The organism is Lysinibacillus xylanilyticus, from assembly GCF_001183605.1.
Taxonomy (GTDB): Bacteria; Bacillota; Bacilli; order Bacillales_A; family Planococcaceae; genus Lysinibacillus; species Lysinibacillus xylanilyticus.
This window is the reverse complement of the sequence record NZ_LFXJ01000005.1, coordinates 1,089,087-1,102,686: the sequence shown is the minus strand read 5'-3', so window position 1 is coordinate 1,102,686 and position 13,600 is coordinate 1,089,087. Positions and strand designations below refer to the sequence as shown.

The 13,600-nt window shown below is 34.3% G+C and carries 11 protein-coding genes and 2 pseudogenes; 5 read left to right on the top strand and 8 right to left on the bottom strand.

Translation table 11 applies throughout. The annotated features are described in order from the left end of the window. Positions 1 to 692: 692 nt before the first annotated feature. The 3 genes and pseudogenes from ACZ11_RS25080 to ACZ11_RS08185 all read right to left on the bottom strand — a co-directional run. Positions 693 to 2,287, bottom strand: a pseudogene (locus ACZ11_RS25080) (ABC transporter permease); the annotation flags it as partial. A gap of 2 nt (positions 2,288 to 2,289) precedes the next feature. Continuing rightward, positions 2,290 to 2,981, bottom strand: a pseudogene (locus ACZ11_RS08190) (ABC transporter ATP-binding protein). A gap of 667 nt (positions 2,982 to 3,648) precedes the next feature. Continuing rightward, a complete protein-coding gene (locus ACZ11_RS08185; RefSeq protein WP_049665199.1) occupies positions 3,649 to 4,236 on the bottom strand; it encodes an SCO family protein in 588 nt (195 codons plus the stop codon). Positions 4,237 to 4,829: 593 nt separating this feature from the next. On the opposite strand from ACZ11_RS08185, the gene ACZ11_RS08180 reads away from it, so the two are divergent. The 5 genes from ACZ11_RS08180 (at position 4,830) to ACZ11_RS08160 (ending at position 9,433) form a co-directional block, all read left to right on the top strand. Next, the gene (locus ACZ11_RS08180; protein WP_049665198.1) at positions 4,830 to 5,165 is read left to right on the top strand and encodes a DUF485 domain-containing protein; all 336 of its coding nucleotides are present in this window, start codon (positions 4,830 to 4,832) and stop codon (positions 5,163 to 5,165) included. Continuing rightward, entirely contained in the window at positions 5,166 to 6,719 is a 1,554-nt protein-coding gene (locus ACZ11_RS08175; protein ID WP_049665196.1) for a solute symporter family protein, read from the top strand. Between the two features lie 488 nt (positions 6,720 to 7,207). Then, positions 7,208 to 7,546, top strand: a complete 339-nt coding sequence (locus tag ACZ11_RS08170; protein WP_049665194.1) for a DUF485 domain-containing protein — start codon at positions 7,208 to 7,210, stop codon at positions 7,544 to 7,546. An 8-nt stretch (positions 7,547 to 7,554) separates the two neighbouring features. Continuing rightward, positions 7,555 to 9,099 carry a solute symporter family protein gene (locus tag ACZ11_RS08165; protein WP_049667121.1) on the top strand — a complete coding sequence of 515 codons (1,545 nt, stop codon included), beginning with the start codon at positions 7,555 to 7,557 and terminating at the stop codon, positions 9,097 to 9,099. A 151-nt stretch (positions 9,100 to 9,250) separates the two neighbouring features. Further along, the gene (locus ACZ11_RS08160; RefSeq protein ID WP_049665192.1) at positions 9,251 to 9,433 is read left to right on the top strand and encodes a hypothetical protein; all 183 of its coding nucleotides are present in this window, start codon (positions 9,251 to 9,253) and stop codon (positions 9,431 to 9,433) included. Here ACZ11_RS08160 and ACZ11_RS08155 read toward each other — a convergent pair. The 5 genes from ACZ11_RS08155 to ACZ11_RS08135 all read right to left on the bottom strand — a co-directional run bounded on the left by ACZ11_RS08155 (position 9,430) and on the right by ACZ11_RS08135 (position 13,555). Next, positions 9,430 to 9,852, bottom strand: a complete 423-nt coding sequence (locus tag ACZ11_RS08155) for a DUF5360 family protein (RefSeq protein ID WP_049665191.1) — start codon at positions 9,850 to 9,852, stop codon at positions 9,430 to 9,432. The genes ACZ11_RS08160 and ACZ11_RS08155 overlap by 4 nt on opposite strands. Before the next feature lie 13 nt (positions 9,853 to 9,865). After that, the gene (locus ACZ11_RS08150; RefSeq protein ID WP_236690807.1) at positions 9,866 to 10,441 is read right to left on the bottom strand and encodes a TetR/AcrR family transcriptional regulator; all 576 of its coding nucleotides are present in this window, start codon (positions 10,439 to 10,441) and stop codon (positions 9,866 to 9,868) included. 418 nt (positions 10,442 to 10,859) lie between these two features. Then, positions 10,860 to 12,020, bottom strand: a complete 1,161-nt coding sequence (locus ACZ11_RS08145; protein WP_049665187.1) for an acyltransferase family protein — start codon at positions 12,018 to 12,020, stop codon at positions 10,860 to 10,862. Between the two features lie 288 nt (positions 12,021 to 12,308). Beyond that, positions 12,309 to 12,761 (bottom strand): GNAT family N-acetyltransferase, encoded by a 453-nt coding sequence (locus ACZ11_RS08140; protein WP_049665186.1) that lies wholly within the window; start codon positions 12,759 to 12,761, stop codon positions 12,309 to 12,311. 131 nt (positions 12,762 to 12,892) lie between these two features. Beyond that, on the bottom strand, positions 12,893 to 13,555 hold the full coding sequence (locus ACZ11_RS08135; protein WP_049665185.1) for an MBL fold metallo-hydrolase: 663 nt from the start codon (positions 13,553 to 13,555) through the stop codon (positions 12,893 to 12,895). Positions 13,556 to 13,600: the final 45 nt, after the last annotated feature.

Genomic DNA, 13,600 nt, shown 5'->3' with positions numbered 1-13,600 from the left:
GCCTTCAGCTTCATTCTGTTTCTACGTACCACAGACACCTTTGCTATCGGCTAACGAATACTTCTGTCTCCCCGCTTCTGAACCTTCCAACCTATAGTTCTTACGTATGCCGAGTGTACAATAAAAAAGAGACGAATTTCTTCGCCTCTAACTATCTCCATAAAAGCTAACTACCCTTTTTTATAAAGGTAGTCCACGAGTTGTTGATTCAACTATGCCCCAACGTCTCTTCTTTCGCTATAAACACACAGGAAGACTGTATTATTTAAAAGTATTCGAATAGCAATAAAAAACGCGGATAAGTAAGTTAAGTAGATAAAACTAAAGAAATATAAATATTAGAAAGCGCAAGAAATCAACGTTTCTAAAATTGAATTTCTTGCGCTTTTTAAGGTTTTGTCCAGTTATGTCTATGCCTCTTTATTATGTTAATGCTGAACAGTCTTTATCAATCACCGCTTCAATACCCTGTAATTGACCAGTCTTCATGGTATACAGGTTTATCGCCTCCACTATATGAAATAACAATCGTATCATCGATTAAAGGTTTTCGTTTATTCCATGAATCAATTGTGGTTCTGATGAAGGTACAACTTGTAAGTATTAACGCCTGGCATCTTCTAACTTCGTGATGCCTTTTCTTTTAAACATGTCACTTCTTCTTCCGTTTTCCCCTTCAAATCTACTCCTGTAGAGTTATATGCTTCAACTAAAAGTGAGGTAGGATTGTAGTCTATGTTAAAGCTTTTTAAATACTCTGGTGTAATATAAAATGATGGATTCGAATACTGTGTAGATATATTTAATACCTTCATATCTACTGAAGTATTTTTAAGCTCTGGTGCTGTGAACTTTATGTTGATAGTATCTCCTTGAGAAATATGATATTTGTGCTCATTTTGTAATCTACTCTTAGATCATAGGTATAAACATCTTCAATTTGTTCTGCTACTTTTAGCAAGGATGCTTGAGTACCGAAAGCAGTAATCAATAATACGGTACTTACTACAACACCAATTGAACTTGCTAAGGCTTTTTGTTTATTTAAAAATATATTTCTCAAAATGAGTTTATAACTGTAGGAAATACGACTCCATAGACCTGGAATTCTTTCTATCAATAGCTTTTTCATCTTCTTTGGCGGTTTAGGACGCATAGCCTGAGCTGCATGTTCCTTTAATATAGTTCTACCACTTAAGTAACATGCGAGAACCCCAAAAGCACTGGAGAAAATAATCGGTGGAATGATTGAAAATATAGAGAGTGAGAATTTAATGTAAGGCAACGAGTAGGCTCTTGCACACGACGTAGTTACTAAAGGAATAAATACAAAAGCGGCAATGACACAACCGATGATTGAGCCTAGTATACCTGCCAGTACAGGGTATCCCATATAGTGAAGCATGATGTTACTGTTTTTTACACCTAAAGCCTTCATAATACCAACTTGATTGCGTTGAGAATCGATAGTTCGTGACATGGCGAGAAATAGAATAATCGCTTCAATCAAAAAAAGTACTATAGGTATAACCTTACTCATTAAGTTATTATTATTAATCGTTTGATTGATTTTAGAATAATTGAAAGTTCAATCCTTACTTACTTGATCTAAATAACTAAGCTGCTTGGACTGTTCTTCAATTGATTTGCCTAATTTTTCAATATCGTAATCTTCTTTAGCATCAATGATGATTTCATTATAGTAAAAGCCTTTTAAGATTTCAGGTAATGTCTCTTCAGCAATATAAGCTACTCCGTACGTTTTATGGTCTTGAATTTCGTTCTTTTTTGCATGTTCGACATTTTCTCCTAAACCACTAATTGTAAAGTTAAAACTGCTTTCATTCGCATTTATCGTGATTTGATCGCCGACACGATAATGATGTTCTTTTGCATAATGAGAATCTAATAAAATCTCATCCTTTTTTGATGGTATATTTCCATCAGTTAAAGTAGGCGTATTTATTTCATTGATTTCAGGGATCGAATGAATTTTTAATGAAGTTTTGTAATCTTCAAAGGTTTGCGTACCATCAAAGGTATAACGTCCTTCAATTTTATTGATATCTTCAATTTTACTTAACCGAGTCACATCATTTTTAGAAAGATGACTAAAATACACATTTAAATCGCTTAAATTATGTTTTTGAAAGTAATCTTTTGTATAAGCACTAAGGTTATTGCTGTAGGTTACTAATCCAGCGTAGAAAGCGACCACTAACAATATGGCTATAAATTGCCCCATAGACTGTTTTGTGTCCCTCAATAACTTTAAAAACAATTTCATGATTACCACTCAATCCCTTCAACACTTTGTTTATCCTCATTTATCGTAATGCTTTCGATTATTCCGCTCTTTACTTTAATAATTTTGTCAGCCATAGGAGCAATGGCAGAATTATGTGTGACTAAAACGACGCATTTCTTCGTTTCCCTGTTTAAATCTTGCAGAAGCTTTAATACAGACTTGCCAGTTACATAATCCAAAGCGCCGGTTGGTTCATCACAGAGTAAAAGTAAGGGATTTTTCGCAACAGCTCTTGCTATTGCGACTCTTTGTTGTTCTCCTCCAGAAAGCTGGGAAGGAAAATTTTTAATTCGATTCTCTAAACCAACTTTATGTAAAATATCTTTAGCATCCAGATGGTTTTTACATACTTCAGTGGCAAATTCAACATTTTCAAGAGCATTTAAATTCGGAATTAAATTATAAAATTGAAAGACAAAGCCAATTTTCTCACCACGATATTCTGTTAACTTTTTTTCGTTTAATCTTGTTATTTCTTGATTCCCTACAAACACTTGACCTGAGGTAGCAGTATCCATACCGCCAAGGATATTCAAAATCGTACTTTTACCGGCACCACTAGCTCCTAAAATAACGACGAATTCCCCTTCATTTATGGAAATATCAACTCCATTGAGACTTCTCCTATTTTGTATTCTTTCGTTACGTTTATAAATCCAATCAGCTTTTTCATTTATTACATCTCCTCAAAAAATAACTCTAAAATAAACAACATTAGTCGTATATTTTAGAGTTACCGTTTATTTGCCTTCATTTTTTCGATACGCGTTAATTAGACATTTAAATCAAATTAAAAAGGATTTCAATCTACCGTTCTCTGTAGCAGTTTCAATCGAACTAAACATGGTTGTCCTTCACTCCCCGCCGGCTTAATGATGATTTCATGCTATTAATGGTTTATATGCATAAGCATGATATGTCCAGATTCGGCCAAAAGCAGTTAAATCTTTCTAATAATATATAAACCGACCGCATTAAATATATCCACGTTTGGTAAAAAATACATTTTATATCCCTTTATTTAAAAATAGATGCTTTATATAAAATTTCATAAAGTCGAATGATTCATTTAAATTATTAGTAGACATAATAAAATTATTTGTTAAATAAGGTTGAATGATGAGTTATGAAGATTGGGGCTTAAAATAGTTTATTTAGTTATGATCACTATTTCGATGAATTCTTTTATTGTACTTAAGCATAGAAAAAGACACTTAAGCAAAATGCTTCCGGTGTCCTTTGACATTTTATGCATGTTGACAATTGAATGTTCGATACTTTTCCTCTTGTAGCCATAAAAAATAACTCAGAAGTCATTCCAACCTCTGAGTTATTTTTTATTATTTAGTTAACGCCTTCATATCTGCCACAATCGTCTCAACTGGTACATCTGTTGTACCTGAATAATCCTTCACTACAATCCCATCAGCATTTACTAAGTAATAACTTCCCATATGTATAACCTGGTCCGAATTAGGATCGTTCTTTACTACTGAATTAAACGATTTCATTGCAAACTGTTCAATAAACTTTTGATCATAGCCCGTTAATAATTGCCATTTGCTTTCATCAGGTACTGAATAAGTTTTTAAATAATTCGTTAAAACTTCTGGCGAATCAACCTGAGGATCAACACTAAAAGCTACAATTTGATAGTCTTCCACGCCTTTATCCTGAAGTGCCTTTTGCACCTCTGTCATGTTATACGTCATTGGTGGACAAATGGAATTACAATTAGTAAAGATGAACATCGCTAACGACGGTTTGCCTTTCATATCATTAAGGCTAACCTTTTCATTTTTTTGATTTGTAACCGAAAAATCCTGTACTTCTATGTTCATTTCGGGTTCAAATTTATAACTTCCACAAGCAGTTAGAATGCTACTTAATGTTAGTATCAACACGAGCAGGACACTGTTCTTTTTCATTTATTTGCACACTTCCCTTCAATTTACCATCATTATTTATTGTATAAATTATCGTTACTTTATACAAGATATGAGCTTATCCTTTCATTTTTTTATGTCAATTCAATGTATATTGTATGATTTTGGTATATTACTATCCTGTATTTTCTAAACAATTCAATTCACACTTTTTTTAAAATATTTTAAAGCTGTTTTTTACTATTTCGGTTATTTCCCAAGACATCACACAATTGTTATATAACAATGATTTTTTACTTTTCAAGCAAATCTACCATATGAAGATAAAATAACAAATTCTCAAAAATTCTCTTTCACGTTGAAATTTTCTCCTACATTCAAAATTATTATCATTACGCTATTATATTAATATTATTCTATGCAACAATCTCATTCTCTTTCATACGGATTTTTTCTATTAAATCCTTATTATTTCTATGTTATTTCCATGTTCTGAAAATGATTAAAAGTTATAAAAACTCAAAATTTAGTATTGCATTATAAGAATCTTCCCCATAAAATAAGTGAATATAACGACGGCAGATAAAGAAATATGTCGTTTGAAACAGAAATATATCACTTTAGGGGGAATAATAATGGCAAACATTTCCGGGAGCAAAAATATAGATTCAATTGACTATACTGCAATTGAATCTATGGAATCGTTCAACAAGTTCGTAAAAAAGAAGAACACCTTCCTTTTCTCGATCACAGCAGTATTTTTAACACTTTATATTTTGTTACCAATCCTCGCTTTCCAACCTGTACTACAACAAAAATTATTCGGAAATATTACGGGTGTTTGGGTTTATTCAGCAGGATTATTCATTATGACAATCGTTCTATGTACAGTATATGTGAAAAAAGCTGCTTCATTCGATAAAGCTGCAGCAGCAGTACTAGCTGAGTATCAGGCGAAAGGTGGAAAATAAATGAACTTAGTATCCGTTGGTTTCTTTTTAGCAATCGTTGGTTTAACTCTTGTAGTAACATATATTGCAGCGAAACGTACGTCTTCTGCAGCTGATTTTTATACAGCTGGCGGTGGTCTTAAAGGTTGGCAAAATGGCTTTGCGATCGCTGGTGACTACTTATCTGCCGCTGCATTTCTTGGAGTGTCCGGTGCGATTGCATTAACTGGTTTTGATGGATTCTTCTTCTCTGTCGGCTATGTAGTAGCTAACTTAGTTCTTCTTTATGTAATTGCGGAGCCAATGCGTAACTTAGGCCGTTATACTTTAGCCGATATGCTTACAGCTCGTTTTAATGAAAAACGCATTCGCGGGGTTGCTGCGTCAGGAACAATTATCATTGTAATCCTTTATATGATTGCACAATTAGTAGGTGCAGGTGCCCTTATTAAACTATTATTTGGTATTGAGTACTGGATCGCGGTTTTAATCGTAGGTGTTATGATGACTACCTATGTATTATTCGGGGGAATGACAGCTACTTCTTGGGTGCAAATTATTAAAGCTAGCCTTCTTTTATTCGGGACAGGCGTATTAGCTACATTAGTATTAATTAAATTTGATTTCTCTCTTATGAAAATGTTTGATACAATCGCCACTGATCATGGTGAGAAATTCCTTGTACCAGGGATTAAATATACAAGTACAATTGATTCGGTTTCGATGATGATGGCGCTTGTTTTAGGTACATCTGGGTTACCTCATATTTTAATGCGCTTCTTCACAGTTAAAGATGCCAAAACTGCTCGTTCTTCTATTTCATGGACGACTTGGATTACAGCTATTTTCTTCTCATTAACTATTTTCTTAGGCTTCGGAGCATTAAATTTTGTAGGGATCGATAAAATTCTTGCTGAAAGTAAAGCTGGTAACACTGCAGCCCCACTTCTTGCTAATTACTTGGGCGGAGATGTGTTAATGGCATTTATCGGTGCAGTAGCATTCGCAACCATTCTAGCTGTTGTTTCGGGCTTAGTTTTAACAGGAGCTTCTGCGATTTCCCATGATATTTATGGAGAAATCATTAAAGGTGGTAAATTAACAGAAAAGCAACAAGTTGTAGCAGCTCGTACTGGTTCGATTTCTATTGCCATTGTATCCATTATCCTTGCACTATTTGCGCAAAACCTGAATGTTTCGTTCTTAGTGTCCTTTGCATTTTGTATCGGTGCTTCAGCAAACTTACCAGTTATTCTTTACACAATTTATTGGAAAAAGTTCAACTCAACAGGTGCTATAACATCGATGGTAACTGGTTTAGTATCCTGTTTAGTTTTAGGTGCCATGGGGCCAAATGTATGGAGTCCTGTTGAGGGTGCGGCAATCTTTGTTGGTAATCCAATCGTACCGTTAGCAGTTCCAGCGGTCATTACAATTCCACTTGGTTTTATCGCAGGTTATTTAGGCACTGTACTATCTTCTAGCAAAGTACCACAGGAAGAAGCAGATCGTATTTATAAGGAAATTCGCGTGAAAGCAAATACAGGTGTATCCGTTTCCGATATCTCTCATTGATCGCTTTCTACAAGCCAAATAATTGTAAAAGGATATATCAATCGTCCTATCCTTTATAATAAAAATAACAAGTTAAAAAACTCGATTTTCCATCGGGTTTTTTAACTTTTTTTGTAAATAATTTGCCAATTTATTTATCTAACAATACTATTCTCTTTCAAAAAAAGATGATTTTCACTGAGTAAATAGTGTTTATTTTTTATAAAAAACCATTTTCTTTTTGAAATTTTATCTTAATTTCCCGCCTGGAAATCTAGAATTGACCTAACTCTATTTATTTATCAGAATTTTCCAAAACCCTTATATTTCTCATATTTGTCGTGTATATTCTCTTTTAAGACTATTTTTCTAAAAACTATTTTTTCATAATTTTTTCTGAAAAGTATTGCAATTTTGTGAACTCTCTCATAAAATGAAGATGTGAATTCACTAAACTAGCAAAATTAAGTATTTAAGCAGTAAAAATAAACACAAAATGGGGAATGTTAATGGGGAACAATCAAGGCAATAAGGGCATCATGATTGACTATGATGCGATTGCAAATCAAGAATCGTTTAAAGCACTTGTGCGAAAAAAGAAATCATTTCTTTGGTCAATGACTGTGTTCTTTTTAGCAGCGTACATGTTGCTACCAATTCTTACTTCGTACACGACAGTACTACACCAAAAGGCATTTGGGGAAATTACTTGGGTGTGGGTATATTCAGCAGGGCTATTCATCATGACTTGGTGCTTATGTCACTTATATGTAGCAAAAGCAAATAGCTTTGATAAAGAAGCAAAGGCGATTATCGCTGAGTACGAGAACGGAGGTGGCCGCCGATGAATAACGGAATGAGTTTTACAGCCATATTCTTCTTCGTAGCAATCGTTGGTTTAACATTAATTATTACATGGTGGGCATCTAAACGAACTTCTTCTGCCAGTGATTTCTATACTGCAGGCGGTGGGTTAACAGGCTGGCAAAATGGACTAGCCATCGCTGGTGACTACTTATCAGCAGCATCTTTCTTAGGGATAGCCGGAGCAGTTGCATTATTTGGATTTGATGGATTCTTCTTCTCTATTGGTTATTTAGTAGCTTACTTAGTGGTTTTATATATCGTAGCTGAGCCATTACGTAACCTTGGTAAATTTACTTTAGCTGACATGATCACAGCGCGTTTTGATAGCTCTAAAGTACGTGGTACAGCAGCTTTAAGCACTATTACAATTGTATTATTCTACATGATTGCACAACTAGTTGGTGCAGGTGCACTTATTCAATTACTTTTAGGAATCGACTATTGGGTTGCCGTTTTAATCGTAGGCTTTATGATGACGACTTACGTACTTTTCGGTGGTATGACCGCAACATCTTGGGTACAAATTATTAAAGCTTGTCTTTTAATGATAGGTACAGTTATTATTTCATTCTTAGTATTAAAAGAGTTCGGCTTTAGTATTGCAACTATGTTTAAAGAAATGGAAACTGCAACTGAAAGCGGTGCAGCTTATTTGAATCCAGGTCTTAAATATTCAAATGGTATTGATACTATTTCAATGTTAATCGCATTAGTATTAGGTACAGCGGGTCTTCCACATATCCTAATGCGCTTCTTTACAGTAAAAGATGCGAAAACTGCTCGTTCTTCAGTTATTTGGGCTACTTGGATTGTAGGTATTTTCTACATTCTTACAATCTTCTTGGGCTTCGGTGCAGCTAAATTCGTTGGTAAAGAAAAAATTATCGAAGCAAATGCTGCTGGTAACATGGCTGCTCCACTTCTTGCGGATGCGCTTGGTGGGGACATCTTATTCTCATTCGTATGTGCGGTAGCTTTCGCAACAATCTTAGCGGTAGTAGCTGGTCTTGTACTTTCTGGCGCATCTGCCCTATCACATGATATTTACGGTCAAATCATTAAAAAAGGAAAAGTTACAGAGAAAGAGCAAGTACTTGCAGCTCGTATCGGTTCTATCACAATCGCTGTTATTTCAATCCTTTTAGCGCTTGGTGCACAAACATTAAACGTAGCGTTCTTAGTATCACTTGCATTCTGTATTGCAGGTTCAGCTAACCTACCTGTAATCATCTATACAATCTACTGGAAACGCTTTAATACAGCTGGTGCTATAACGGCAATGTTAACAGGTTTAATCTCTGCCTTAGTTCTAGTTGCAGTTTCACCAAACCTTTGGAATCCAGTTGAAGGAAAAGCAATTTTCGTTGGTGATCCGTTAATTATGTTAACAAATCCAGCGATAATCTCTGTTCCACTTGGCTTCCTTGGAGGTTTCATCGGAACATTACTTTCTAAGGAATCAGATGCTAAGAAATATCGTGAAGTGGATGTTAAAGCAAACACAGGTATTTCTGTACAGGACGTATCTCACTAATATAACAGTGACCTCGTAAGTTAATAATACTTACGAGGTTTTTCTTTTTCTTAACTTGTTGCCCTAAGCGAAGTCCCCCAGTAAAGCGTACAGCCAGAACGGAAATAAACCCTATTTTATGGTATATTTACAATAACAAGGAGGGATAACAATGACTCAATCAAAAGCAAAAAAGAAGCGCTCGCATATCAAGCGTACGAAAGGGAAAGACGTTGAAAAAAATCGCCAGTTCTCCCCTTTCAGTACACATGAACGTGTAACAAAAACTAAAAAAGAAAACCTTGAACAAAATTTCACGAAACATAAAAAACACAACCACACAGAGGATGATTAGTGGTTGTGTTTTGCTTGTAGTGAGACATCATGATATTTAAATGTAATAAGCTTTGGAATAAAGTACAATGGATAAAGTAAAAGAAAAAGATTAGGTATCCACCACATAAGATCAAAATCAAGCTTTATTGTCCAAAAAGCAATCGCCTGTAGTCCTGAGCAAAATGTTAGTGCAAGAGATAATAAGGCAAACGCTCTCCACTTTTCATTTTTCACTTTAAAAAGGTAGAGACTTATAAAACCAGTAACTGAAATTAAAATATCTAACGGGAAAAACGACCAATTCCATATAACTAATAATTCATTTTGATAATCCTGATATAAATACTCTTCTGGAATCAAATGAAAAAATGTGACTAGCCAATAGAGTATAAAAAAGAAATCTGTAACGAAAAATAGTAATCTTAAAGTTTTACTCATCTACAGCCCCCACTTAATTTTCTTTCTGAACGTTTTCTTTAAGAATCCCAAGCATCAGAATGTCCACCATTTCCTGCATTGTATCCTGAAGTGAAATCATATTTCTGTTTTTTGATGCATGTTCCATCAATCGATAAAGCCCTCCAACATAGACTTCTATAAATATCTCTTTATTAAATGGACGTATTTGATTTGCAGCAATCCCTTCATCTATTAACGAAAAGATGCCTGTCCATTGTTCATGAATAAATTGATCGAGTGTTTTCCATTGCTTCGGGTAATATCGTTGAAGCTCCTCTAAATATTGGAGCTTTGCAAATTTAAAATCAGCTGGAACGAGTACAAGACATTTCTGTAGTTTTTCTAAAAGATTTAAAGCTGAATCATGCAGTATTTCTTCCTCTTTCATCTTCAGTTCATCAATTGCAAGATTAATCATTTCATTTAGAAGTTCTTCCTTTGAGGGGTAATATCCATACAATGTTTTAGTACTCATACCAAGCTGTTTTGCTAACTCCCCCATCGTAAATCGGAAGCCTTTTCGTTCAGCTTCACTTATTGATACCTTTAAAATTCTATCTTTCAACATGATCACCTGCCTATAGGAAAACGAAAAAACATTTTTATTTTCCTTATTTTCCATTTAACGATAATATTAAATGCAAATAATGTCAATAATACGATAACACAACAAAAGTTAAATAATCCCAAAAGAATACCCCCGTCCTGTTCTGGATGGGGGTAAAATAAATTTTTATTTTTAGGCTGTTTTCTCAAAGATTGTTGCTTCTGGTTTGGCTATCTTCTTCAACTTAATCACCCGTTAGCCATCCATGTAGCGCAAAACCAGTGATACACCACAGAATATGAAAGATGATTTAGTTCTTTCATGGGAGTTGAACAAGTATCATAATTTTTATGACACATCATTATCCTACTAAAACAAAAGGCAGCAATAATGCGGCATTTTCATTTTTCACATTTCATTATTTAAATATTATTTCCTTTCACATCATTTTTTTGAGGTATGGAATCTTTCGCCATACAAAATGACTTAGCAAAAAGCTTAGAATGATTCCTAAAAATGCCGTCAAAAGGAATTTAATCCAGACTGATATTGGTAGGTCATTTAATGTATATTGAAGGAAGACAACTACTGGGACATGGATGAAATAAACAACAAATACATTGTTCGATAACATTTTAGACCAACGATTAGTGCCGTTAAATTTTTCTCTAAATAATATTAGAAGACCGATTACAAGCGAAATACACAGTAACGTCTCAATTAATGATCGAGTCAACGAACCAAAGTTTTGTCCACCCTTTAAAAGAAAAGGATCTACCGTATTCCCTCCAAAATACAAAATAGTTACTATTAATACTCCAATAATAAGCCAGATGCATCCTACTCTCACACTCAAAGTTAAAAACCATTTCCGATGATAAGCCATAATGCCTAAACAAAAGAAACTCACATACTGTGGTACATGTGCAAATTCTGTTTGAATAAATCCTACGAAAGCTGTCCAATGATCAATAGGAAACCATATCCTTGTAATGAAAGTCACTAAGCTAACGATCAACCACAGAGAGAGAATCTGATAAACCTTAATGTTTCCGTCTAATTTTTTTGTGGATTTCTTGGATGTAAAGAAGGTCCAGATTGAAAACAGAACCGCATACACAAGTAAATGCTCTAAAAACCATAAATGGCCAAATTGCATATCAGGCCATGATGGTCCAGACCAATTCGTGGGTTCACTACCAAGTCCAAAAAATATATTAACATAGTAAGAAAAAAATGAGATGGGTTCATAATCTCTGAAATTAATGTAATATAAATACATCAGAATAGGAATTATCACGAGAAATCCCAGTAGTAATGGAATACCAATTCTAATAAGCCGATCTTTTAAAAACCGTTTCGGCCCTTTTCTCGCGATTGATTGAGGGAGAAAATAGGCTGATAAAAAGAAAAACATACTCATAAAAAATGCTGCATTTACAGAGAAAAACCGGCCTAACCAGTTGATAGATTCATCATCTAAAAAATACCACCAACCACCTGGCCCATAGGCTTGTCCAGCATGGTGAGCTACTACAAGCATAATTAATGCTATTTTTATATTATCGATGAAATATAAATGATCACTCTCTTTTTTCACCTTTAAAACTCCTTTCCCATTAAAAGTTATACTTTAAATAATAGTAACGTATTTCACCGTTACTTAAAAAATATATTTATGGTAAATAATAGCATATTCTTGATCAATCATTTTTTTGCATTATCGACCTTCTGTGATATTGATAATAAGTTAATTCCTACTTAAACTAACCTGCCCATTTAGCCATCCATGTAGCGCAAAACCCGAGCTACACCACAGAATATGAAAGATGATTAAGTTCTTTCATGGGAGTTTAATAAGAAGTAAAGGTATTATGGTGTACTAAAATCAAGAAATGGTCATTGTCATTAATACTCTGGATTCATTTGTCACATAGCCATTCTTTCTAAAAAATAACTCTGGTTTACCTTTACCTCTTTCAGTTGATAAATATGCCGTATCAACGTTTTTCTGTGTCAGGATATCTCTTAAATATATTAATAAACTCGTACCAATCCCATTTGTTTGAACATTAGGTAGAACGCAGATTTCATTTATGTAAAAGCTCGTATTATCTGCCCATTGTTCTTCATTACCAACTAAAAAACCAGTCATTTGATTATTTGAATTAAAATAACCTATCCCTATATAGCCTGGAGTATTACTTATATCTAACAATCGTTTGTAAGATGTTTGTATACTCCAAGGTTCGTTCCAAGGATTAGAACTAAAAACATCAGTAAAAATGATTGATGCTTCTTTTATATCCTTTTCCGATAATAAACGAACTATATTCTGCATTAATAATTCCTCCTTTTAATAAATCTACCACAACTATTTTTAACATTATAACTATTTTTTACCATTATAACTATTAAACTAACCTGCTTCGTTAGTTGAATAGCAACAATATTTTCGAAAACAACCTATGTTTAATATGAAATTACTTTTTGTATCTGATCATTAATATTTACCTTAGTTAATCCCCCGTGGTAACAAACCACAGATTCAATATCGAGGTCTAGATATTTCTTTAAAGAGAGACGAGCCTCTTGTAAATCCAGTACGGTTGGTACATGAATTCCCCCAATTACTCCGTCAACACTGTACATCGAATCCCCAGCAATCAGTGTTTTGCTTTGTTTCAAATATAGGCTGATATGGCCAGGCGTATGCCCCGGAGTATGAATGACACGAATCCCGCCACAATACGACAGTTCTTGGCCGTCAGTCAAGGTACCATTCACTTTTCCCTTCGGTGGATTCTCTATGTGCCCGTCTTTCAAAAGAGGTAAATCCCCCTGGATATAAGGCTTATCTAGTTCGTGAGCATAAACTGTAATATTGCTTCCACACTCCTGTAATATCTGAGGAAGACTACCTATATGATCTATATCCTGATGCGTCAAAATGATAACTTTTAGTTTGTCGAACGACACTCCTACCTTTTCCATTGCCACGCGAAAATCTTCTATTTGTCTAGGGAAACCAGTGTCGATTAGAACAGCCATTTCTTGATCCCATAAAAGAGTTGGATGAATAATATTTCCGTGATATTCAAGCTGGAGCATCTCTACTCCCTTAGAAATTTCCATAACATTAGGCTCCTTTATAGTTAGATTTTATTGATGTAAAAGAGT